Source organism: Actinokineospora sp. NPDC004072 (assembly GCF_053604195.1).
In genome coordinates this window covers 18,785-41,274 of record NZ_JBSGHB010000008.1, presented here as the reverse complement: position 1 = coordinate 41,274, position 22,490 = coordinate 18,785, and the positions used below count along the sequence as shown (strand labels likewise).

At 73.0% G+C, this 22,490-nt stretch carries 20 protein-coding genes; 5 read left to right on the top strand and 15 right to left on the bottom strand.

What is annotated here, in order from left to right; all coding sequences use genetic code 11:
* Nucleotides 1–174 precede the first annotated feature (174 nt).
* Nucleotides 175–906, bottom strand: a complete 732-nt coding sequence (locus ACWEPX_RS14040) for a TIGR03936 family radical SAM-associated protein (RefSeq protein WP_451897538.1) — start codon at nucleotides 904–906, stop codon at nucleotides 175–177.
* Between the two features lie 223 nt (nucleotides 907–1,129).
* Between ACWEPX_RS14040 and ACWEPX_RS14035 the strand changes: the two genes are divergently transcribed.
* Nucleotides 1,130–2,500 (top strand): S8 family peptidase, encoded by a 1,371-nt coding sequence (locus tag ACWEPX_RS14035; RefSeq protein WP_451897537.1) that lies wholly within the window; start codon nucleotides 1,130–1,132, stop codon nucleotides 2,498–2,500.
* Nucleotides 2,501–2,522: 22 nt separating this feature from the next.
* Here the strand turns inward: ACWEPX_RS14035 and ACWEPX_RS14030 are convergent, their stop codons facing one another.
* The 11 genes from ACWEPX_RS14030 to ACWEPX_RS13980 form a co-directional block, all read right to left on the bottom strand.
* Nucleotides 2,523–4,481 carry a TIGR03960 family B12-binding radical SAM protein gene (locus ACWEPX_RS14030; protein ID WP_451897536.1) on the bottom strand — a complete coding sequence of 653 codons (1,959 nt, stop codon included), beginning with the start codon at nucleotides 4,479–4,481 and terminating at the stop codon, nucleotides 2,523–2,525.
* A 26-nt stretch (nucleotides 4,482–4,507) separates the two neighbouring features.
* The gene (locus tag ACWEPX_RS14025; RefSeq protein WP_451897535.1) at nucleotides 4,508–5,362 is read right to left on the bottom strand and encodes an ABC transporter permease; all 855 of its coding nucleotides are present in this window, start codon (nucleotides 5,360–5,362) and stop codon (nucleotides 4,508–4,510) included.
* Nucleotides 5,363–6,163 (bottom strand): ABC transporter permease, encoded by an 801-nt coding sequence (locus ACWEPX_RS14020; protein WP_451897534.1) that lies wholly within the window; start codon nucleotides 6,161–6,163, stop codon nucleotides 5,363–5,365.
* Nucleotides 6,163–7,128 carry an ATP-binding cassette domain-containing protein gene (locus tag ACWEPX_RS14015; RefSeq protein ID WP_451897533.1) on the bottom strand — a complete coding sequence of 322 codons (966 nt, stop codon included), beginning with the start codon at nucleotides 7,126–7,128 and terminating at the stop codon, nucleotides 6,163–6,165. The genes ACWEPX_RS14020 and ACWEPX_RS14015 overlap by 1 nt, the downstream gene beginning before the upstream one ends.
* 49 nt (nucleotides 7,129–7,177) lie before the next feature.
* The gene (gene ndk, locus ACWEPX_RS14010) at nucleotides 7,178–7,588 is read right to left on the bottom strand and encodes a nucleoside-diphosphate kinase (RefSeq protein ID WP_451897532.1); all 411 of its coding nucleotides are present in this window, start codon (nucleotides 7,586–7,588) and stop codon (nucleotides 7,178–7,180) included.
* Between the two features lie 94 nt (nucleotides 7,589–7,682).
* Nucleotides 7,683–8,072 (bottom strand): PaaI family thioesterase, encoded by a 390-nt coding sequence (locus tag ACWEPX_RS14005; protein WP_451897531.1) that lies wholly within the window; start codon nucleotides 8,070–8,072, stop codon nucleotides 7,683–7,685.
* Nucleotides 8,073–8,082: 10 nt separating this feature from the next.
* The gene (locus ACWEPX_RS14000) at nucleotides 8,083–8,499 is read right to left on the bottom strand and encodes a VOC family protein (RefSeq protein WP_451897530.1); all 417 of its coding nucleotides are present in this window, start codon (nucleotides 8,497–8,499) and stop codon (nucleotides 8,083–8,085) included.
* Between the two features lie 10 nt (nucleotides 8,500–8,509).
* Nucleotides 8,510–8,884, bottom strand: coding sequence for a helix-turn-helix transcriptional regulator (locus ACWEPX_RS13995; protein ID WP_451897798.1), 375 nt, complete (start codon nucleotides 8,882–8,884; stop codon nucleotides 8,510–8,512).
* A 54-nt stretch (nucleotides 8,885–8,938) separates the two neighbouring features.
* Nucleotides 8,939–9,295 carry a DUF4233 domain-containing protein gene (locus tag ACWEPX_RS13990; protein ID WP_451897529.1) on the bottom strand — a complete coding sequence of 119 codons (357 nt, stop codon included), beginning with the start codon at nucleotides 9,293–9,295 and terminating at the stop codon, nucleotides 8,939–8,941.
* Nucleotides 9,292–10,638 carry a bifunctional tetrahydrofolate synthase/dihydrofolate synthase gene (gene folC, locus ACWEPX_RS13985; protein ID WP_451897528.1) on the bottom strand — a complete coding sequence of 449 codons (1,347 nt, stop codon included), beginning with the start codon at nucleotides 10,636–10,638 and terminating at the stop codon, nucleotides 9,292–9,294. Before folC ends, ACWEPX_RS13990 begins: the two co-directional genes overlap by 4 nt.
* A gap of 185 nt (nucleotides 10,639–10,823) precedes the next feature.
* Nucleotides 10,824–13,445, bottom strand: coding sequence for a valine--tRNA ligase (locus tag ACWEPX_RS13980; protein WP_451897527.1), 2,622 nt, complete (start codon nucleotides 13,443–13,445; stop codon nucleotides 10,824–10,826).
* Nucleotides 13,446–13,515: 70 nt separating this feature from the next.
* On the opposite strand from ACWEPX_RS13980, the gene valS reads away from it, so the two are divergent.
* The 4 genes from valS to ACWEPX_RS13960 all read left to right on the top strand — a co-directional run bounded on the left by valS (nucleotide 13,516) and on the right by ACWEPX_RS13960 (nucleotide 19,835).
* Nucleotides 13,516–15,981 (top strand): valine--tRNA ligase, encoded by a 2,466-nt coding sequence (gene valS / locus ACWEPX_RS13975; protein WP_451897526.1) that lies wholly within the window; start codon nucleotides 13,516–13,518, stop codon nucleotides 15,979–15,981.
* Between the two features lie 222 nt (nucleotides 15,982–16,203).
* Nucleotides 16,204–17,169 carry a hypothetical protein gene (locus tag ACWEPX_RS13970; protein WP_451897525.1) on the top strand — a complete coding sequence of 322 codons (966 nt, stop codon included), beginning with the start codon at nucleotides 16,204–16,206 and terminating at the stop codon, nucleotides 17,167–17,169.
* 49 nt (nucleotides 17,170–17,218) lie between these two features.
* The gene (locus ACWEPX_RS13965; protein ID WP_451897524.1) at nucleotides 17,219–19,501 is read left to right on the top strand and encodes an FdhF/YdeP family oxidoreductase; all 2,283 of its coding nucleotides are present in this window, start codon (nucleotides 17,219–17,221) and stop codon (nucleotides 19,499–19,501) included.
* A gap of 85 nt (nucleotides 19,502–19,586) precedes the next feature.
* A complete protein-coding gene (locus tag ACWEPX_RS13960) occupies nucleotides 19,587–19,835 on the top strand; it encodes a mycoredoxin (protein WP_451897523.1) in 249 nt (82 codons plus the stop codon).
* A gap of 44 nt (nucleotides 19,836–19,879) precedes the next feature.
* Here the strand turns inward: ACWEPX_RS13960 and ACWEPX_RS13955 are convergent, their stop codons facing one another.
* The 3 genes from ACWEPX_RS13955 to ACWEPX_RS13945 are packed head-to-tail and all read right to left on the bottom strand — an operon-like array spanning nucleotide 19,880 to nucleotide 22,434.
* Nucleotides 19,880–20,146 carry an SCO4225 family membrane protein gene (locus ACWEPX_RS13955; protein WP_451897522.1) on the bottom strand — a complete coding sequence of 89 codons (267 nt, stop codon included), beginning with the start codon at nucleotides 20,144–20,146 and terminating at the stop codon, nucleotides 19,880–19,882.
* Entirely contained in the window at nucleotides 20,143–21,642 is a 1,500-nt protein-coding gene (locus ACWEPX_RS13950) for a phytoene desaturase family protein (RefSeq protein WP_451897521.1), read from the bottom strand. The genes ACWEPX_RS13955 and ACWEPX_RS13950 overlap by 4 nt, the downstream gene beginning before the upstream one ends.
* Nucleotides 21,643–21,657: 15 nt before the next feature.
* Nucleotides 21,658–22,434: an SDR family NAD(P)-dependent oxidoreductase gene (locus ACWEPX_RS13945; protein WP_451897520.1), complete on the bottom strand. Its 777-nt coding sequence runs from the start codon at nucleotides 22,432–22,434 to the stop codon at nucleotides 21,658–21,660.
* Between the last annotated feature and the right edge of the window lie 56 nt (nucleotides 22,435–22,490).

Below are 22,490 nucleotides of genomic sequence, written 5' to 3'. Positions count from 1 at the left end.
GCCCCCGGGCGCGCTGGGTGCGCGGCCGCTCAGGGGCCCTAGTTGTCCAATCCGCCGCGTGGGAGCGGCGGGAATCCTCGCCTCTCGCCGGACCGCTCCGCATGGCACGGCGGGCGGGCACGACGTCAGGTCGTGCGACGACACACCCCGGCGCGCTCCGGACTCCCGACCGCGCTACCCGGCAGCCGCGGCCCTGTCCGGGGCCAGCGGGTCGGACAGCGCGCCTACGTCGTCCAGCCGCCCCTGCGCCAGTCGGGTCGCCTTCGCGGGCACCGGCTGGTCCAGGGCGGCGACGACACGGAGCGCGCTCAGTACGTCGTCGGGCCGAACGGCCGGTGTTGTCTGCCGGACGACCATACGCAGTATCCCACACGGACCGTCCCCGGCGGGCATGTCGATGCCCACAGCGGGTCTCGCGGCCACCTCGGCCCGGATCACCGCAGGTCGGACATCGATCTCCCGCGTGCCGTCCTTGGTGCGGCGGGACACCATCACGTGCTCCTCGGCGAGCAGGCGCCCGACCGCGGCGGCGAGTGTGTCCGACGACACGCCGGGCAGTTCCACCTGCCACTCGGCCGCGTCCACCCGGTCGGCCAGCGCGCCCGGCCCGGCGACGACGACCTCGAGCACGTCGAGGCCGGGGGGCAGGGCGGCGTCGAGCGCGGCGGCCAGCGCGGCCGGGTCCACCGCGGTGACCAGCTGGATCTCGACGTACTCGGCCTCGCTGGCCACGCCGGTCGGCGCGGCCCCGATCCAGGAGATCTTCGGGTGCGGGCTGAAGCCCTGCGAGTAGGCCATCGGCACGCCCGCGCGGCGCAGGGCGCGCTCGAAGGCGCGGGCGACGTCGCGGTGGGAGGTGAAGCGGAGCCTGCCCCGCTTGGCGTACCGCACGCGCAGCTTCTGCACCGGCGGCGCCGAGGGGTTGGGCTGGTCCTTCCGGCTCAGGGGTTGCTCCTTCTGGAGGTACTGGCACTGCTCCCCTGGTGAGCGGTGCGCGTGCCTGGCACCGTACCCTCAGCGCCAAATGGCCCGGCGCGCTTGTTTCCCGTCTGCGTCGTGGCTACCGTCCGCGATGGAGTGGACAGCAGACGCCGTAGCAACCGGCGGACCCATGCCCTGGAGGTCGCCTGTGCCTCTGCTGCGCCGGACCTTGGCGGCAGCGGTCAGCTTTGCGATGGTCGCAACCACGCACGCCGCCCCCGACGCCACCGCGGACCCGCGCCCGGACTGCGCGCCCAGCGGCCCCACCCTGCGCTACGTCGTGCTGTTCGACGCGGGCACGGCCGCCGAGGACGCGAAGCTGGACATCTCGGTCGCCTGCGGCTCGCTGAGCGGCTACTACGCCCAGATCGCGGTGGGCATCGCGGTGTCGGCCGACCCCGCCTTCGCCGACCGGATGGGCCGCGACCGGGCCTTCAGCGCCAGCACGGTGGCCAGCGGTGAACGGGACAACCCGCCGCTGACCGCGGGCGGCGAGGTCGCCACCGCCGACCGCTCCGGCGAGCAGTGGAACATGGCGATGATCGGCGGGGGCGCGGCGCGCCGGATCGGCGACGACGTGCTGGTCGGCGTGCTGGACTCGGGCATCGACGCCACCCACCCCGACCTGGCGGCCGCGGTCGACCCGGCGGTGTCGGCGGGCTGCCTGACCGGCGTGGCCGACCCCCGGCCCGCGGCCTGGGCGCCCACCACCTCCCCGCACGGCACGCACGTCGCGGGCCTGATCGCGGCGGCCGACGACGGCCGGGGCATCACCGGGGTGGCCCCGGGCGTGCGGCTGGCCTCGGTGAAGGTCGTCGACGACGCGGGCTACGTCTACCCGGAAGCGGTGATCTGCGGGCTCATGTGGGCCGCCGCGAAGCGGATGACCGTGACGAACAACTCCTACTTCGTCGACCCGTGGCTGCTGACCTGCGACCGCGACGCCGAGCACGTCGTCTACGAGGCGGTCCGGCGCGCGGTCGACTACGCCTCGATCCGCGGCGTGCTGACGGTCGCGGCGGCGTCGAATGAGAACACCGACCTGGCCGCGCCGAGCGGCGAGACGGCCGACGGCGTGGGCAGGCGCACCCTGGACGGCAGCTGCAAGCTGCTGCCGGGCGGTCTGCGGGGCGTGGTCGCGGTCTCCGCGGTCGGCCCCGATCAGGTGAAATCCGGCTACAGCGCCTACGGCCTGGGTGTGGTGGATATCACAGCACCGGGCGGCGAGGGCGAGGCCTGCGTGCTCTCGACCGTGCCCGGCGGCTACGGGACGGCGTGCGGGACGTCGATGGCGGCCCCGCACGTGACCGGTGTCGCCGCGTTGCTGGCCGGCGGGCACCGGTACACGACCCCGCAGCAGCTGTCGCGGATGCTGACCGACCGGGCGCGCTCGCTGGCCTGCCCGGCCGACTACGACCTCGACGGCGTGGCCGGGCAGGACGCCTACTGCACCGGGTACGACCGCTTCAACAGCTTCTACGGCCACGGCCTGGTGCAGGTCCCGCAGCTGGTCCCCTAGCGGGTCGGCTGGGCTGAAGCGGCTAGGTCAGCGCGGGGTTGCGCACCGGGGTGCCCTGGCCGACCGGGCTGATCGGCAGCAGCTTGCGGCCGGTGGGGCCGATCTCGATGTCGGTGCCCATCGCCGGGCAGACCCCGCAGTCGAAGCACGGGGTCCAGCGGCAGTCGTCCTGCTCGCGCTCGTCGATGGCGTCCTGCCAGTCGTCCCACAGCCACTGCTTGTCGAGGCCGGAGTCGAGGTGGTCCCAGGGCAGGACCTCGTCCTCGGTGCGCTCGCGGGTGGTGTACCAGGCCAGGGAGACGCCCAGCGGCGTCAGCTCGGCCGCGCAGGCGTCGACCCAGCGCTGGTAGGAGAAGTGCTCGCTCCAGCCGTCGAAGCGCCCGCCCTCGCGCCAGACCCGCTCGATGACCCGGCCCACCCGGCGGTCGCCGCGGGAGAGCAGGCCCTCGATGTGGCTGGGCTTGCCGTCGTGGTAGCGCATGCCGATGCTGCGGCCGAGGCGGCGGTCGGCGTTGACCGCCTCGCGGAGCTTGCGCAGCCGCTCGTCCACGGTGTCCGGGTCGGTCTGCGCGGCCCACTGGAACGGGGTGTGCGGCTTGGGGACGAACCCGCCGATGGAGATCGTGCAGCGGATGTCCTTCTGGCCGCTGGCCTCCCGGCCCGCCCGGATGACGTTGCGCGCCATCTCGGCGATCTGCAGGACGTCGTCGTCGGTCTCGGTGGGCAGCCCGCACATGAAGTACAGCTTCACCTGCCGCCAGCCGTTGGCGTAGGCGGTGCTGACGGTCTTGATGAGGTCCTCTTCGGACACCATCTTGTTGATGACGCGCCGGATGCGCTCGCTGCCGCCCTCGGGGGCGAAGGTCAGCCCGGAGCGGCGGCCGTTGCGGGAGAGCTCGTTGGCCAGGTCGATGTTGAAGGCGTCGACCCGGGTGCTCGGCAGCGACAGGCCGGTGTTGGTGCCGGTGTAGCGGTCGGCCAGCTGCTTGGTGATCTCGCCGATCTCGGAGTGGTCGGCGCTGGAGAGCGAGAGCAGGCCGACCTCCTCGAAGCCGCTGGCGGCCAGGCCCCGCTGCACCATCGCGCCGATGCCGTCGATGCTGCGCTCGCGCACCGGGCGGGTGATCATGCCCGCCTGGCAGAACCGGCAGCCGCGGGTGCAGCCGCGGAAGATCTCCACCGACATCCGCTCGTGGACGGACTCGGCCAGCGGGACCAGCGGCTGCTTGGGGTAGGGCCAGGCGTCGAGGTCCATCGTGGTCCGCTTGGCCACGACCGCGGGGACGCGGTCGTTGTTGGGCGTGACGGCGGCGATGCGGCCGTCGTCTGCGTAGGACACGTCGTAGAAGCGGGGGATGTAGACGGTCCCCGTCTCGGCCAGGCGCGTCAGCAGCTCGTCGCGGCCGCCGGGGCGGCCGTCGGCCTTCCACCGGCGGATGATGTCGGTGATCTCGCCGACGGCCTCCTCGCCGTCGCCCAGGACGGCGGCGTCGATGAAGTCGGCGATGGGCTCGGGGTTGAACGCGGCGTGCCCGCCCGCGACGACCACCGGGTGCTCGGTGGTGCGGTCGGCCGCGTGCAGCGGGATGCCCGCCAGGTCGAGGGCGTTGAGGAGGTTGGTGTAGCCCAGCTCGGTGGCGAAGCTGACGCCGAGCACGTCGAACGCCTTGACCGGGCGGTGCCCGTCGACGGTGAACTGCGGGACGCCGTGCTCGCGCATCAGCGCCTCCAAGTCCGACCAGACCGCGTAGGTCCGCTCGGCGAGCACGTCGGGCATCTCGTTGAGGATCTCGTAGAGGATCATGACGCCCTGGTTGGGCAGCCCGACCTCGTAGGCGTCGGGGTACATCAGCGCCCAGCGCACGTTCGCCTGGTCCCACGGCTTCAGGGTGGCGTTCAGCTCGCCGCCGACGTACTGGACCGGCTTGGACACCTGCGGGAGCAGGGGCTCCAACTGGGGGAATACCGACTCGACGCTCATAGTGCTTCCCAGGGTAACCGGCCGGGTCAGGACAGCAGGAGCTTGCCCAGCCGACGCGAGGCCACGACGGTGCCCACGGCGATCATCACCGCGAAGTACGACAGGTGCCCCAGGATCGATATGTCGACAAAACCACCCGAGAGCGAGCGCATGACCTCGATCGCGTGGTAGAGCGGGAAGCACTTCACGATGAACTGGAGCACGGCCGGGTAGACCGTGATCGGGAAGAACGTCGTGGAGAACAGGAACATCGGCAGCAGGGCGAGCTGGACCAGGTCGAAGTCCTGCCAGGAGCGCATGTACGTCGTGCAGGCCATCCCCACCGCGGCGAAGGCGAAGGCGATGAAGACCGCGGCGGGCAGGGCCAGGATCGCCCACGGCGAGGCCAGCAGGCCCATCCCGAGCATGACCGCCAGGAAGCCGCCCGCGTACAGCGCGCCGCGGATGAGCGCCCAGGTGATCTCCCCGATGGCCACGTCCAGCGGGCCCAGCGGCGTGGCCAGCATGGCGTCGTAGAGCTTGGCGTACTTGAACTTGAAGAAGATGTTGAACGTGGCGTCGTAGACCGCGCCGTTCATGGCCGACGCGGCCAGCAGGGCGGGGGCGACGAAGGCGACGTAGGGCATCGGCTCGCCGGTCGGGCCGACGACCTCGCCGACCAGGCGGCCGAAGCCGTAGCCGAGGCCGAACAGGTAGAACAGGGGCTCGAAGAAGCCCGACGCGATGGCCAGCCACGCCTTGCGCTGGGTCAGCAGCGAGCGCTCCACGAGCACCCGGGCGCGGCCCGCGTAGGTGCCCGCGGGCAGGAAGCGCAGCAGGAAGCCGGTGCGCGGCGGGATGGGCGGCAGCTCGGCGGAGCGGACCGGGGTGTCAGTGGACATCTAGACCGCCAGCCTCCGGGTGAACGTGCGCGTGCAGAGGTAGGCCCCCACGGCCACCAGGGCGAGCAGGAACGCCGCGTGGCCCGCGGCGGCCAGCGGGTCGATGCCGCCGAAGGACAGGCCGCGGGACAGCTCGGTGCCGTGCCAGAGCGGGGTCGCCCAGACCAGCGGCTGCACCCAGCCGGGCAGCTGCTCGACCGGGAAGAACGTGCCGGAGAACATCGTCATCGGCATCACGACGAACCGGAACACGGCGTTGAACTGCTGGCCCTCGGACTCGATGGTCGAGGAGTAGGCCACCAGCGGGGCGGCCAGCGCCATGCCGGTCAGCACCGCCACCGGCAGGGCGAACGCGGCCGCCGGGCCGGTCAGCGCGCCCAGCAGGCCCGCGACCGCCAGGAAGATCGCCGCGGAGACCGCAAGGCGCACCGCGACCCACGCCAGCACTCCCCCGACCAGCGGTTTCGGGCCGATCGGGGTGGCGGTGACGGCGATGTAGGTGCGCTGCCACTTGAAGGAGGACAGCACCGGGTACGTCGACTCGAAGGCCGCGGTCTGCAGGGCCGCCGCGCACACCAGGGCGGGCGCGAGGTACTGCAGGTACGGCAGGCCCAGGGTCGCCTCGCTCGCCCGCACCTGCGAGCCGAAGCCCACGCCGAGGGCGACGAGGAACAGCAGCGGCGACAGGACGCTGGAGACCGCCGAGGACCGCCAGTTGCGCTTGTACCAGGTCCAGAACGCCTCGATGACCATCAGCGCCGAGCGCACGGGGCCGATGGCGGTGCCGGTTGAGGTGCGCATCAGTCCACCAGGGTCCGGCCGGTGAGGCGCAGGAAGACGTCCTCCAGCGAGCTGCGGCGCACCAGGCTCGACAGCGGGTGGACGCCGCGGTTGTGGGCGGCCTTGAGCGCGGACTCGCCGTCGTCGGCGTAGAGCAGCAGCCGGTCGGGCAGCACCTCGACGCGGTCGGCGAGATCGGCGACGTCGGGCACCGCCGCGGCCTGGCTGCCGGGGGCGAAGCGCAGCTCCAGGACCTCGCGGGTGGAGTACCGGGCGATGAGGGCGGCCGGGCTGCCCTCGGCGACGATCTTGCCGCCGTCCATGACGACGAGGCGGTCGCACAGCTGCTCGGCCTCGTCCATGTAGTGGGTGGTGATGATGAGGGTGACGCCCTCCTGCTTGAGCCGGAAGAGGCGGTCCCAGAGCAGGTGCCTGGCCTGCGGGTCCAGGCCCGTGGTCGGCTCGTCGAGGAGCAGCAGCTCCGGGTCGTTGATCAGCGAGCGGGCGATGGTCAGCCGCCGCTTCATGCCCCCGGAGAGCGGCTCCACCTCGTCGTCGGCGCGCTCGGCGAGCTGGGCGAACTCCAGCAGCTCGCCTGCCTTGGCCTTGACGTGGGCGCGGGAGAGGCCGAAGTAGCGGCCGTAGATGTGCAGGTTCTGCCGGACGGTCAGCTCGGTGTCGAGGTTGTCCAGCTGCGGGCAGACTCCGATCCGGGCGCGGATCTGCGGGCCCTCCCGGTTGGGGTCCATGCCGAGCACGGACAGCTCGCCGCCGGTCCGCGGCGACACGCAGGCGATCATCCGCATCGTGGAGGACTTGCCCGCGCCGTTGGGCCCGAGGAAGCCGAACGCCTCCCCGCGCTCGACCCGCAGGTCGATGCCCTTGACCGCCTCGAAGTCCCCGAAGCGCTTGGTCAGCCCGCGGGCGTGGACCAGCGCGTCCCCGTTGTGCACCACGACGGGCACCCTAGACGGGGGAACCGACATTCCCCCAACCGATTCGGCGGGCCGCCTCGGCGGCGGCCCGCCGCGCCGGTCACAGGTCGGGGAACCAGATCTTGATCTCGCGCTCGGCGGACTCGGTGGAGTCCGAGCCGTGCACCAGGTTGTACTGGACCTCCAGGCCGAAGTCCCCGCGGATGGTGCCGGGGGTGGCCTTCTCCACCGGGTCGGTCCCGCCCGCGAGCTGGCGGAACGCGGCCACCGCGCGGGGGCCCTCGACGACGGCGGCCAGCACCGGCCCCGAGGTGATGAAGTCGAGCAGGTCGCCGAAGAAGCTGCGCTCGGCGTGCTCGGCGTAGTGCTGCTCGGCGACCGACCGCTCGACGTTCCGCAGCTCCAGCGCGACGAGCTTGAGGCCCTTGCGCTCGATGCGGGAGATGACCTCCCCGACCAGGCCCCGGCTGACGCCGTCGGGCTTGACCAGGACCAGGGTGCGCTCACTCACGGCTCTAGGTACTCCATTTCTGGGCAGAACGCTGATTGCGAGCAGGGTAACGGGGCCCGCCGCGCGGGTTCGCCGCCCCGCCCGCCCCCGGCGGTCAGCGCAGGACCATCTGGGTCTGGGTCGTCTGGGCGACCCGCTTGCCGTCGGCGTAGACGTCGGTCTGCACCACGATCGTTGACGCGCCGATGTGCAGCGGCCGGGCCACGGCCTCCACGTCGGACCGGGCCGCGCGGAACAGGTTGGTCTTGGTCTCGATCGTGGAGGTGCCCTTGGCGCCCTCGGGGAGGTTGAGGAACGCGCACACCGCCCCCGCCGAGTCGGCGAGGGTGACCAGCGCGCCCCCGTGCAGCACCCCGCCGAGGGTGCAGCGGTCCTCCTGCCAGGCCATGCTCGCGCGCACCTCCTCGGGCGCGGCCGCCGTGATGACCGCGCCTGCGGTGCGCGCGAAGGGCATGGACTCGGTCAGCTGCTCCGGGGTGAACATGCCCCTGATGCTATTGGGACTTGGGCTGGTTGATGCGGATCATGTTGCCCGCCGGGTCGCGGAAGGCGCAGTCGCGGACGCCGTAGTGCTGGTCCATCGGCTCCTGGAGCACCTCGGCCCCGGTGGCCTGGATGCGCTCGAAGGCGGCGTCGACGTCGTCGGTGGTGAGGGTGACGCCGCGCAGCAGGCCCTTGGCCATCAGCTCGGTGATGGCCTTGCGGTCCGATTCGGGGATGCTGGGGTCGGCGGCCGGGGACTCCAGCACGATCTCCAGCTCCGGCTGCGACGGCGGGCTCAGCGTCAGCCAGCGCATGCCCTCGAACTTGACGTCCTTGCGCACCTGGAAGCCGAGCGCGTCGCGGTAGAAGCCGAGCGCCTTGTCGTGGTCGTCGACGATGAGGAAGGTGTGTGCGAGCTTGATGTCCATGCGCCCCACGCTATGGGCGGCGCTTGGCGGCCGCTTCTCCATTCCTGATCGGTCGCGTGAGGATCTTCGCCACGCACGGCGGGATGTCCGCGCCCTCGTCGTGCGCGCGGGCGCGGTAGGCTCTGGGGGTCTCCCCCACCAGCTCGGTGAACCGCGAGCTGAACGAGCCCAGCGACGAGCAGCCGACGGCCATGCACACGTCGGTGACCGACAGGTCACCGCGCCGCAGCAGCGCCTTGGCCCGCTCGATGCGGCGGGTCATCAGGTAGGAGTACGGCGTCTCGCCGTAGACGGCGCGGAAGCTGCGGGAGAAGTGCCCCGGCGACATGAGCGCGGCCTTGGCCAGGGCGGGCACGTCGAGGGGCTGCGCGTAGTCGCGGTCCATCGTGTCCCGGGCCCGGCGCAGGCGGATCAGGTCGTCGAGTTCCACCCGGCCAGACTACTGCTGACCAGGCAGTCTGCCCTCGGCCATGCGCTTGCGCACGTCCTGGTGCATCCACGCCACCCAGCCCCAGGCCGCGCCGAAGAGCACGCCCGTGGCCCCGATGGCCAAGGTGATGAAGAAGCCGAGCACCAGCAGCCCCTGCAGGCCGAGCGCGGCTCCCAGCGCCCACGGCTTGCGCGCGAACGCGCACAGCACCACCATGGCGACGCCGAGCGCGCCCACCGCCCACACCTCGCCGGTGGTGATGTCGTCGCGCTTGGCCAGCAGCAGGACGGCCAGCAGCAGGACGATGGCCTCCAGCAGCAGCATCGCCGACATCACGCCGCGGAAGCCCTTCATCGGATCCGTCACGCGGGCTCCTTGCCGAACAGCGTGCGGGCCTCGCCCGCGGTGACCACCGACCCGGTGATGACGACCCCGCCGCCGGACACCGGCTCGCCGGGGCTGTCGGTCTCCTCGGCCAGGCCGACGGCGATCTCCACCGCGTCGTCCAGGCGCGGGGCGACGGTGACCCGCTCGTCGCCGAAGACCTCCACGGCGTGGCCCGCGAGCAGGTCGGGGTCCATCGCGCGCGGGGAGCTGTTGGTGGTGACCACCAGGTCGGAGAACACCGGCTCCAGGGCGGTCAGGATGCCCGCGACGTCCTTGTCGGCCATGACCCCGATGACGCCGACCAGCCTGCGGAACTCGAACTCCGCGTCCAGGGCGGCGGCGAGCGCGGCGGCCCCGTGCGGGTTGTGGGCGGCGTCGATGAACACCGTGGGCGCGGTGCGCATCCGCTCCATCCGCCCGGGCACGACGACGGTGGCGAACGCCTCCCGAACCGCCTCGACGTCGAGCTGGCGGTCCGCCCCGGCGCCGAAGAACGCCTCGACGGCGGCGAGCGCGCGGGCGGCGTTGTCGGCCTGGTGGGCGCCGTGCAGCGGCAGGAAGATCTCGTCGTAGATCCCGCCGAGCCCCTGCAGCGCGACCATCTGCCCGCCGACGGCGACGTCGCGGTGGTGCACGCCGAACTCCATGCCCTGCCGGGCGACGGTGGCGTCGACCTCGGCGCAGCGCTCCAGCAGCACCCGCGCGACCCCGGGGTCCTGCTCGGCCAGGATGGCCACCGAGCCCGGCTTGATGATCCCGGCCTTCTCCCCGGCGATGCTGAGCAGGTCCGGCCCCAGGTACTCGACGTGATCGATGCCGACCGGCCCCACCACGGCGACCCGGGGCTCGACGATCGAGGTCGCGTCCCACGTCCCGCCCAGCCCGGTCTCCACGACGGCCACGTCCACCGGCGCGTCGGCGAAGGCGGCGTAGGCCATCGCGGTCAGCACCTCGAACTTGGTCAGCGGCACCTCGGACTTGCCGTCGACCATCGCCAGCATGGGCTCGACATCCCGGTAGACCTCGACGTACCGCGCGGGATCGATCGGCGCCCCATCCAGCCCGATCCGCTCGGTGACGAGCTGCAGGTGCGGACTGGTGTACCGCCCGGTCCGCAGCCCGAGCCGCGTGAAGAGCGCATCGATCATCCGCGTGGTGGACGACTTCCCGTTCGTCCCGGCGATCTGCACGACCGGATAGGTCCGCTGCGGATCACCGAGCAGGTGCGCCAACGCGCTGATCCGCACCAGCGACGGTTCGATCTTGGTCTCCGGCCACCGGGTGTCCAGTTCGGATTCAACCTGCCGCAGTTCGTCGAGCACCCGTCGAGTCTACGCGGCAGCGGCCTCCGACCTGGGCTCCTGGGTCAGGAGGACCACCCCACCCCCACCACCCGTGCTGGTCAGCCCCGCTCCACACCCCACGCCAACATCGTCGCGCTGGGGTTGCGGGCATCCAAGCAGCCCGCGGGTGGGCACGGGGTCAACCGCGCCCACCGGCTAGGGGCTCAGCTCGGGAGGGCTGCCAGGCGGGCCTGGATGCGCTCGATGTCGGCGGCGGCGGTGTCGCGGCGGGTGCGGATCTTGGTGACGACGTCCTCGGGGGCCTTGTCGGTGAACTTCGGGTTGTTGAGCTTGGCCTCGCACTGGGCGAGTTCCTTCTCCGCCGCCGTCAGGTCCTTGGTGAGGCGCTTGCGCTCCGCGGCGACGTCGACCGTTCCCGACAGGTCCAGCTCCACCACCACGGTCCCGCCTGCGAGGGCGACCTCCAGCGCCGCGCTCGCGGCGAAGTCGGCAGCGGGGGGCTGCAGACGCGCCAGGGCGGCGATGGCGGGGGCGTGGTCGGCCAGGTCGGCCGCGTCCACTCCGGACAGCCGGGCGGTGACCCGCTGGCCCGGCTTGACGCCCTGGTCGGCGCGGAAGCGGCGGATCTCGGTGACCAGCTTCTGCACGCCCTCGACCCGCGTGCGGGCCGCCGGGTCGGCCTGGGCGCCCGAGGGCGCGGGCCAGTCGGCCACCACGACGGACTCGCCGCCGGTGACGGCCTTCCACAGCACCTCGGTGATGAACGGGATCACCGGGTGCAGCAGCCGCAGCAGCACGTCGAGCACGTGGCCGAGGACCGCGCGGGTGGCGTCGGCGCGGGCGCCGCCCGCGGCGATCTGGACCTTGGCCAGCTCCAGGTACCAGTCGCAGAACTCGTCCCAGGTGTAGTGGTAGAGCGCGTCGCACAGCTTGGCGAACTGGAAGCCGTCGAACAGCTCGTCCACTTCGGACACCAGGGCGTCCAGGCCGTCGAGGATCCAGCGGTCGGCGTCGGTCAGCTCGGCGCGCGGGGGCACCGGCGTCGCGGTCGTCGCGCCGTTCATCAGCGCGAAGCGGGTCGCGTTCCACAGCTTGGTGTTGAAGTTGCGCGACCCCGCGGCCCACTCCTCGGCCAGGGCCATGTCGCTGCCCGGGTTGGCGCCGCGGGCCAGGGTGAAGCGGCAGGCGTCGGCGCCGTAGCGGTCCAGCCAGTCCAGCGGGTCGATGACGTTGCCGCGCGACTTGGACATCTTCTTGCCCTGCGCGTCGCGGATCAGCCCGTGCAGGTACACGTGGTCGAACGGCTGCACGCCGTCCATCGCGTACAGGCCGAACATCATCATCCTGGCGACCCAGAAGAAGAGGATGTCGTAGCCGGTCGACAGCACCGAGGTCGGGTAGAACCGGGCCAGGTCGGCCGTGCGCTCCGGCCAGCCAAGCGTGGAGAACGGCCACAGCGCCGAGGAGAACCAGGTGTCGAGCACGTCGGGGTCCTGGGTCCAGCCCGCAGGCGGCTGCTCGTCCGGGCCGACGCACACCGCCTCGCCGTCCGGGCCGTACCAGACCGGGATGCGGTGGCCCCACCACAGCTGGCGGCTGATCGTCCAGTCGTGCATGTTGTCGACCCAGTCGAAGTAGCGCTTGGCCAGTTCCGGCGGGTGGACCTTGGTGCGGCCGTCGCGCACGGCGTCGCCCGCGGCGCGGGCCAGCGGCTCGACCTTGACCCACCACTGCAGCGACAGCCGCGGCTCGACCACGGTGTCGCAGCGCGAGCAGTGGCCCACGGCGTGGACGTAGGGCCGCTTCTCGGCCACGATCCGGCCCTCGGCGCGCAGCGCGGCGACCACGGCGGGCCGGGCCTCGAAGCGGTCCAGGCCCTGGAACGGGCCGTGCGCGGTGATGACGCCGGTCTCGTCCATGACCGTGATGGCGGGCAGGTCGTGGCGGCGGCCGATCTCGAAGTCGTTCGGGTCGTGCGCCGGGGTCACCTTGACCGCGCCGGTGCCGAACTCGGGGTCGACGTGGGCGTCGGCCACGATCGGGATGCGGCGGCCGGTCAGCGGCAGCTCGACCTCGGCGCCGATCAGGTGGCGGTAGCGCTCGTCGTCGGGGTGCACGGCGACGGCGGTGTCGCCGAGCATCGTCTCCGCCCGGGTGGTGGCCACCACGATCGACGCATCGCCGGAGCCGTACCGGATGGACACCAGCTCGCCGTCGTCGTCGGAGTGCTCGACCTCGATGTCCGACAGCGCGGTGCGGCAGCGCGGGCACCAGTTGATGATCCGCTCGGCCCGGTAGATCAGGCCGTCGTCGTAGAGCTTCTTGAAGATCGTCTGCACGGCCCGGGACAGGCCCTCGTCCATGGTGAACCGCTCGCGGCTCCAGTCGATGCCCTCGCCGAGGCGGCGCATCTGGTCGAGGATCTTGCCGCCGTACTCGGCCTTCCACGCCCAGACCCGCTCGACGAACTCCTCCCGGCCCAGGTCGTGGCGGGAGAGCCCCTCGGCGGCGAGCTGGCGCTCGACGACGTTCTGGGTGGCGATGCCCGCGTGGTCCATGCCGGGCAGCCACAGCGCCTCGTACCCCTGCATCCGGCGCCGCCGGGTGAGGGCGTCCATCAGGGTGTGGTTGAGGGCGTGGCCCATGTGCAGGCTGCCGGTGACGTTCGGCGGGGGCAGCACGATGCTGAACGGCGGCTTGCCGCTGCCGGGGTCGGCGGTGAAGTACCCGGCGGCTACCCAGCCCTGGTACAGCTCCGCCTCTACCGCGGCGGGCTCCCAGGCCTGCGGAAGGTCGGTGGTCTGCAAGGCGGGCGTCTCGGTCACGGTCGATGAGTCTACGAAGGCCCAGCAAAACCGGTGGAGGCGGGCACGCGGGCGCGACTACCCTCCGTGCATGGGACGAGCGGAACTCGACGGGCTCGAAGCGACGTGGGCGCGGCGCTGGGCGGAGTCGGGCGTCTACCGCTTCCGCGGCGACGGCCCCCGCGAATCGGTCTTCTCCATCGACACCCCGCCGCCGACGGTCAGCGGCAGCCTGCACGTGGGCCACGTCTTCTCCTACACCCACACCGACATCATCGCCCGCTTCCAGCGCATGCGGGGCATGGACGTGCTCTACCCGATGGGGTGGGACGACAACGGCCTGCCGACCGAGCGCCGCGTCCAGCTGCACTACGGCGTGCGCTGCGACCCGTCGCTGCCCTACGAGCCCGGCCTCGAACCGAAGCGGGACAAGAAGAAGACCCGGCCGGTGTCGCGGCGCAACTTCGTGGAGCTGTGCGAGCGGCTGACCGAGCAGGACGAGCGGGCGTACGAGGCGCTGTGGCGGCGGCTGGGCCTGTCGGTGGACTGGACGCGGACCTACACCACGATCGGGGCGCGGGCCCGGGCGCTGTCGCAGGCGTCGTTCCTGCGGCTGCTGGCCGCCGGGCAGGCGTACCAGGCCGAGGCCCCCACGCTCTGGGACACCACCTTCGGCACCGCCGTCGCCCAGGCCGAGCTGGTGGACCGCGACACCCCCGGCGCGTGGCACACCCTGACCTTCGCCACCGCCGCGGGCCCCGCCGAGGTGGAGACGACCCGCCCCGAGCTGCTGCCCGCCTGCGTGGCGCTCATCGCCCACCCCGACGACGAGCGCCACCGGGCGCTGGTCGGCACGACCGCCCGGTCCCCGCTGTTCGGCGCCGAGGTGCCGGTGCTGGCCCACCCGGCCGCCGACCCGCAGCGGGGCAGCGGGCTGGTGATGTGCTGCACCTTCGGCGACCTGACCGACGTGCTGTGGTGGCGCGAGCTGGGCCTGCCCGCCCGCGCGGTGGTCGGGCGCGACGGCCGCCTGCGGCCCGATCCCCCGCCCGGGGTGGACCCGGCGGCCTACGCCGAGGTGGCCGGGCTGGGCGTGCGGGCGGCCAGGGAGAAGGTGGTGGCGCTGCTCGACCTGCGACCGCGGCCGGTGACGCGCCCGGTGAAGCACTACGAGAAGGGCGACCGGCCGCTGGAGATCGTGTCCAGCAGGCAGTGGTTCATCCGCTCCACCGCCTACCGCGACCGGCTGCTGGAGCGCGGCCGGGAGCTGCGCTGGCAGCCGGAGTCCATGTGCGTGCGGTTCGAGAACTGGGTGGCAGGTCTCTCGGGCGACTGGCTGATTAGCAGGCAGCGCTACTTCGGTGTGCCGTTCCCGCTGTGGTACCCGCTGGACGAGACCGGCACCCCCGACTACGCCAACCCGCTGCTGCCCGACGAGCTGCCGTGCGACCCCGCTGGCGAGACGCCGCCGGGCTACCGGGCCGACCAGCGCGACCAGCCCGGCGGGTTCACCGCCGACCCGGACGTGATGGACACCTGGGCGACCTCCTCGCTGTCCCCGCTGCTGGTCTGCGGCTACGGCACCGAGCTGTTCGCCAAGGCCTACCCGATGGACCTGCGGCCCCAGGCCCACGAGATCATCCGCACCTGGCTGTTCAGCACGGTCCTGCGCGCCGAGCTGGAGACCGGCGCGCTGCCCTGGCGCACCGCGGCGATCTCCGGCTGGGTGCTGGACCCGCAGCGGCAGAAGATGGGCAAGAGCTCGGGCAACGGGCTCGGCCCCGACGAGCTGCTCGACCGCTTCGGCGCCGACGCGGTGCGCTACTGGGCGGCGAGCGGGCGCCCCGGCGTGGACACCGCGGTGGACGTGGGCCGGATGCGGGTGGGCCGCAGGCTGGCGACCAAGCTGCTCAACGCCAGCCGGTTCGTGCTCGGCTTCCCCGAGGCGGACGACCCGGTGACCGAGCCGCTGGACATCGCCGCGCTGGGTGCGCTGGACCGGGTGGTGGTCGACGCGACCGCCGCGCTGGCCGACTACCGCTACACCGACGCCCTGGAGCGGGTCGAGCGGTTCTTCTGGACCTGGTGCGACGACTACCTGGAGCTGGTGAAGGACCGCGCGTACGGCGACCTGCCGGGCGCGGGGTCGGCCAGGGCGGGGCTGCGGGCCGGGCTGGCGACCCTGCAGCGGCTGTTCGCCCCGTTCCTGCCGTTCGCGGCCGAGGAGGCGTGGTCGTGGTGGCGCGACGGCTCGGTGCACACCGCGGCCTGGCCCGCCCCGGCGGGCTACCCCGACACCGGCGCGCTGGCCGCGGCGGGCGCGGTGCTGGCCGAGGTGCGCGGGGCCAAGACCCGGGCGAAGGTGTCGATGCGCGCCCCCGTCGACCAGCTCGCCGTGACCGGTCCCGAGGACTTCCGCGCCGCGCTCGCCCCGGTGGCCGCCGACCTGCGCGCAGCCGCCCGAGCTGCGGAGGTGGTGCTCCGCGACGGCCCGGACACCCTGGTGGCCGTGGCGCTACCGCCGGACGGGGGACCTGGTCACCCGACGGTCGGCTGAGGCCGAACGGCCCAGGCCGCGGGGTCCGCTCGGCAGCGGCGGGCTTCGACAAGCGGTCCCCGGTGACCGTTGGTCCGGGCCAGCCTGCCGCTCGTCGCACGATCGGCGGTGTCCCCCGGATGGGCTGTTAACACCGAAGTCGGCCGCATCGATGTCCCGGGCACCAGGCAGCAACGACATCGAGCGGGCGGCGAAGGCCGGCCGGGTGCCCTTGGGGGGCTCGTGGACCATCGGGAGTACGGCGACCACGCCGCGGTGCAGGACGCCGAGTGGCGCAGCCGCGTGCGGGAGGCCGCGCGCGCCGACGTCCGCGCGATGCTGCGCGCCACCCGCCGCCGCAGGGCCGAGCGGTGGCTGGTCACGGCGACCGTCCTGGTGGCCATCGTGGCGGTGCTCATGCTGCTGGTCGGCGTCGGCATGTTCGACGGCGACCGCCCCGCGGCCCGCGGCGACCGGCCCGGCGCGGGCCCCGCCGCCGCGCGCACGCTGGACCCCGCGGCCCCGTTCGCGGGCACCCCGGCCGAGTCCTGGGCCGACGGCGCCGACGGCATCCACGTGCCCGCCCCGATGCAGGTCGGGGAGTTCTCCGCCGCCGAGGTGGCCGAGGCGACCGAGCTGGTCCGCCGCGCCGTCATCGCCAGCCGCGTCGACCGGTCCATGCTGGTCGACCACGACCCCAGCGGCTACCTGGGCCTGCTGGCCGAGGACGCCCGCAAGCAGCTCGCCCCGCTGTTCGGCACCGGCCAGGAGCCGCAGGCCCAGGCGCTGGTCAGCCTCATCGCCCCGGACAGCCCGCTGCTGCCGGTCGCGCCCAAGGTCACCGGGACGATGACCGCGGCCGCGGGCGGCACCGGCGAGCTGGTGATCCACACCAACTACCTGTTCGCCTACGCCTTCGCGCCCGGGGCCGCCGTCGCCGACCCGATGGACGCGGTCGTGCTGGTCCGCGCCGAGGTCGACTACATCATGCGCAAGGGCCCGCGGTGGAGCGAGGGCAGCATCGGGCTGTGGTACGGCCACGTCGGCGGGTTCGGCTACTCCATCGCCTGCGACTGGTACAAGAAGGGCTTCCTCGCCCCGGCCTTCCGCGACCGGTCGGTCAGCCACCTGCCCACCCCCCGCCAGGACCGCCGCAGCTACTTCGACCCCGCCGCCGAGCTGCCCGCCGAGAGCGGCTGCCCGGCCTGATCAGCGGGTCGTCCTCGCTTCCGCGGGCGCGGTGGCGCAGGATGGGGGCATGGCGCGCGAGGCACCCGACACCGACGTCACCGAGGACGAGCTGGTCACCGGCGACCCGAAGACGTACGCGGCAGGCATCCCGGGCGTGGCCGCCACGCTGCGGCACAGCGTGGCGCAGATGGGTGTCAAGCGCACGGCGCAGACGCTGCGGGTGATCAACCAGCGCGACGGGTTCGACTGCCCCGGGTGCGCGTGGCCGGAGGGGCAGGGCAAGCACCGCAAGGCGGTGGAGTTCTGCGAGAACGGGGCCAAGGCCGTCGCCGAGGAGGCGACGCTGCGCCGGGTCGGCCCGGAGTTCTTCGCCGCCCACCCGGTGGCCGAGCTGGCCGAGCGCACCGACTACTGGCTGGGGCAGCAGGGCAGGCTCACCCAGCCGATGGTGCTCCGGGGCAGCCACTACGAGCCGATCGGGTGGGACGCGGCGTTCGCGCTCATCGCCGAGCACCTGCGCGGGCTGTCCAGCCCGGACGAGGCCGTCTTCTACACCTCCGGCCGCACCAGCAACGAGGCCGCGTTCCTCTACCAGCTGCTCGTGCGCGCCTACGGCACCAACAACCTGCCCGACTGCAGCAACATGTGCCACGAGTCCTCCGGCGCGGCGCTGGCCGAGACGACCGGCATCGGCAAGGGGTCGGTGTCGCTGGCCGACATCGAGCAGGCCGACCTGATCGTGGTGGTCGGGCAGAACCCCGGCACCAACCACCCGCGCATGCTCGCCGCCTTGGAGGCGGCCAAGGGCGGCGGCGCAAAGATCGTGGCGGTGAACCCGCTGCCCGAGGCCGGGCTGCTGCGGTTCAAGAACCCGCAGAACGCGCGCGGCGTCGTCGGCCGGGGCACCCAGCTGGCCGACGAGTTCCTGCAGATCCGCCTCGGCGGCGACCAAGCGCTGTTCCAGGCGGTCGGCAACCTGCTGCTGCGCTGGGAGGACGCGCGCCCGGGCATCGTCGACCGCGACTTCGTCGAGCGCCGCACCGTCGGGTTCGACCGCTACGCCGAGCACGTCCGCGCGCTGGACTGGTCGGCGGTCTTCGCCGCGACCGGCCTGGCCCACGGCGAGATCGAGCGGCTGGCCGAGCTGGTCGCCGACTCCCGGCGGATGATCGTGTGCTGGGCGATGGGCCTGACCCAGCACCGGCACTCGGTGGCGACGATCCGCGAGATCGCCAACGTCGTGCTCCTGCGCGGGATGATCGGCAAGCCGGGCGCGGGGCTGTGCCCGGTGCGCGGGCACTCCAACGTCCAGGGCGACCGGACGATGGGCATCTGGGAGAAGATGCCCGAGTCGTTCCTGGCGGCGCTGGAGACCGAGTTCGCCATCCCGGTGCCGCGCAAGCCCGGCTACGACACCGTCGACGCCATCCGGGCGATGCGCGACGGCAAGGCCAAGGTGTTCATGGCCGTCGGGGGCAACTTCGCCGCCGCGACCCCCGACACCGAGGTCACCGAGGCCGCGCTGCGCAAGTGCGACCTGACCGTGCACGTGTCGACCAAGCTGAACCGCTCGCACGTCGTGCACGGACGCACCGCGCTCATCCTGCCGACGCTGGGCCGCACCGAGCGCGACGGCGACCAGTTCGTCACCGTCGAGGACTCCATGTCGGTGGTGCACCGCTCGCGCGGGCGGCTGGCGCCCGCGAGCCCGCACCTGCGGTCCGAGGTCGCCATCATCTGCGGCGTCGCCCAAGCCCTGTTCGGCCCCGACCACCCGGTGCCGTGGGCGGACTACATCGACGACTACGACCGCATCCGCGACCACATCGCGCGCGTGGTCCCCGGGTGCGCCGAGTACAACACGCGCGTGCGGGCGCCTGACGGGTTCGTCCTGCCGCACGCCCCGCGCGACGCCCGGGAGTTCCGCGGCACGGAGACCGGCAAGGCGCTGTTCACCGCCAACGACCTGACCGTGCTGGAGGTGCCGCAGGGGCGGCTGCTGCTGCAAACCCTGCGCAGCCACGACCAGTACAACACCACGATCTACGGCATGGACGACCGCTACCGCGGGATCAAGGACGGCAGGCGGGTCGTGTTCGTCAACCCCGACGACCTCGCCGAGCTGTCGATCGCCGACGGCGCGCTGGTCGACCTGGTCAGCGAGTACACCGACCGGGAGCGGCGGGCCGAGCGGTTCCGGGTGGTCGCCTACCCGACCGCGCGCGGGTGCGCGGCGACGTACTTCCCGGAGGCCAACAGCCTGGTACCGCTGGACTCCACGGCCGAGGTGTCCAACACCCCGACGTCGAAGTCGCTGGTCGTGCGGTTGGAGCCGCGATCGGCCGTGTGACCGGCAGCGCACTGCGGCGGGGGCATCATCGCGCCCTGGTATGCGTTGATAGCGATACCACGGCTGATGATCCCGGAGGAGCACGATGACCGCGCCCACCACGCTGACCATGTACTCGACCACCTGGTGCGGCTACTGCCGCAGGCTCAAGACCCTCCTGGACCGCGAGGGCATCGAGTACGTCGAGGTCGACATCGAGCGCGACCCGAGTGCGGCGGACTTCGTGATGAGCGTCAACGGCGGCAACCAGACCGTCCCGACGCTGCACTTCCCCAACGGCAAGGCCCTGACCAACCCGAGCCTGGCCGACGTGAAGGCGGCGCTCGCGGCCTGATCCGGCACCCCCTGGGCGGCAGGCGCGACCACCGCGCCTGCCGCTCAGCGCCTGCGGACGGCGCGGAGCACGGCGAACAGCAGCCCCGCCTGCACCGCGGCCACCGCCACCAGCAGCAGGAACTCCCCCGCCGCGCCCAGCTCCGGCAGCGCGGTGACCAGCAGCGACCCCGGTAGCGCCGCCGCGATCGCCCACACCGGGGCCAGCGAGGCGTCCGGGCCGCTGTGGCCCGCGTGGATGACCGCGACCACGGCGATGACCGCGCACACGACGGCGAAGTAGCCGATGGCGATCTTGGCGGGCCTGCTCATGCGCCCAGCACCGCCATCGCCGCGTTGTGGCCCGCGATGCCGCTGACCCCGCCGCCGCGGACCGCCCCGCTGCCGCAGACCAGCACGTTGGCGATGTCGGTCTCCACGCCCCACCCCTCCCCGTACGGCCACGACAGGTCGCCGTGGAAGATGTTGCCGCCGGGCATCGCCAGGTCGGCCTCGACGTCCAGCGGCGTGCGGGCCTCGACGCACGGGGCGCCGTCGGCGTCGCGGGCGACGCAGGAGAGCAGCGGTTCGGCCAGGTACCGGTCGAAGCCCGCGGCGAAGCGCTCCACCAGCTCCTCGCAGGCACCCCGGTTGTCGTCGGTGAACAGCGCGGTCGGCAGGTGCAGGCCGAACAGCGTCAGGGTGTGCCGGTCCCCCTCCACGATGGACGGGTCGGTCAGCGTGTGGCAGTAGGTCTCGCCCGCAGGCCGCCGCGGCAGCGCGCCCGCCGCCGCGGTCCAGAAGGCGCTCTCCAGCTCCTCGAACGACTCGTCGAGGTGGAAGGTGCCCGCGAAGGCCACCCGCGGGTCGACCCCCGAGCGCAGCCGCGGCAGCCGGTCCAGCAGCACGTTGACCTTGAGCTGGGCGCCCACCGGGTCGACCGCCTCCCGGCCGAGCAGCCGGTCGAGCACCGCGGGCGCGACGTTGGCCAGCACGTGCCCGGCGCCCACCACGTGCTCGGCGTCCCCGCGCCGGTACTCGACCTCGGCGCGCACCCCGTCGGCGTCGACCCGCACCACCTCGGCCCCGGTCAGCACCTCCGCCCCCGCATCCCGGGCCACCCGCAGCAGCTCGGCGGTCACCGCGCCCATGCCGCCCACCGGGACGCGCCACTCGCCGGTCCCGTTGCCGATCACGTGGTAGAGGAAGCACCGGTTGGCGGCCAGGCCCGCGTCGAACAGCGAGGTGAAGGTGCCGATCAGCCCGTCGGTGGCCACCACGCCGCGCACGAGGTCGTCGGTGAACGCCTCGGTGATGAGGTCGCCGAGCGGCTGCTCGAAGAAGCGCGCCCACGCCCGGTCGCCCACGCGGTCGCGCAGGTGGGCGCGGGAGGGCAGCGGTTCGAGCAGGGTGGGGGCCACCGCCTTGGCCAGGCCGTCGACCTCGGCGTAGAACGCCTGCCACCGGCGGTATTCGGCGTCGGAGCCGGTCAGCTCGCGGAACGACGCCTCGGTCGCGGGGCCCGGGTCGCGCTCGACCAGCAGCCCGCCGTGCCTGCCGCCGCGCTCGTAGGGGGTGAAGGAGGCGACCGGGCGCGACCGCAGGTCCAGGCGCAGTCCCAGGTCGGCGGCGATGCGGTCGGGCAGCAGGCTGACCAGGTAGGAGTACCGGGACAGCCGGGCGCCCGGGAACGGGCTGGCGCTGACCGCGGCGCCCCCGGTGCGCGGGAGGCGTTCCAGCACCAGCACCGACCGCCCCGCCCGGGCGAGGTACGCGGCGGCCACCAGACCATTGTGGCCGCCGCCGACCACGATCACGTCATAGCGCACAAGCGAACCCTAGTGCTATGTCCGCAGGTACGACGCCCCGTTGAGGTCCAGGATCGCGCCCGAGGCCCACAGGGCTTCCCGCGATGCCAGGTAGACCACGGCCGCGGCGACCTCGCTCGGCAGGCCGACCCGGCCGAACGGGCTCTGCGCCGCGATCGCCGCCCCGGACTCGCCCGCCAGCCGGTGCTCCACCCGGTCGGTGCGCACGAAGCCGGGCGCGACCGTGGTCACCCCGATCCGGTGCGGGGCCAGCGCGACGGCCAGCGACTGGCCGAGGGCGTGCAGGGCGGCCTTGCTCGCGCCGTAGGCCGGGTAGTCGGGCTCGCCCCGGAAGGCCCCGCGCGAGCCGACGTTGACGATCCGCCCACCGGTGCCCTGCTCGACCATCCGGGCCGCGACCAGGTGGCTCAGCTCGGCCACGCCGAAGAGGTTGACCTCGAAGGTCTCCCGCCAGGCCCGCCGCCAGTCGGCGAAGGGCGTCGACGGCGGGTGCGGCCCCACCTGGACGGCGGCGTTGTTCACCAGCACGTCGATCCCGCCGAGGGCGGCCACCGCCTCGGCCACCAGCGCCTCGGGTTCGGCCAGGTCGGCGCCGATGAGCGCGTGGCCGTCACCGGCCAATTCGGTGTAGACCACTTCTGCGCGTTCCCGGCCTGATTTGTAGTGCACGGCGACCCGGTCGCCGAGGGCGGCGAAGGCGTGCGCGACGGCCGCGCCGATGCCGCCGGAAGCGCCGGTGACCAGGACGCGGCGGCGGGGGACGGCGCCGCCGGGAGCGGGGGCGTTGTTCATGGCCGACACCCTGCCATGATCGGCGGTATGACCTGATTGGTATGTACCAATATGGG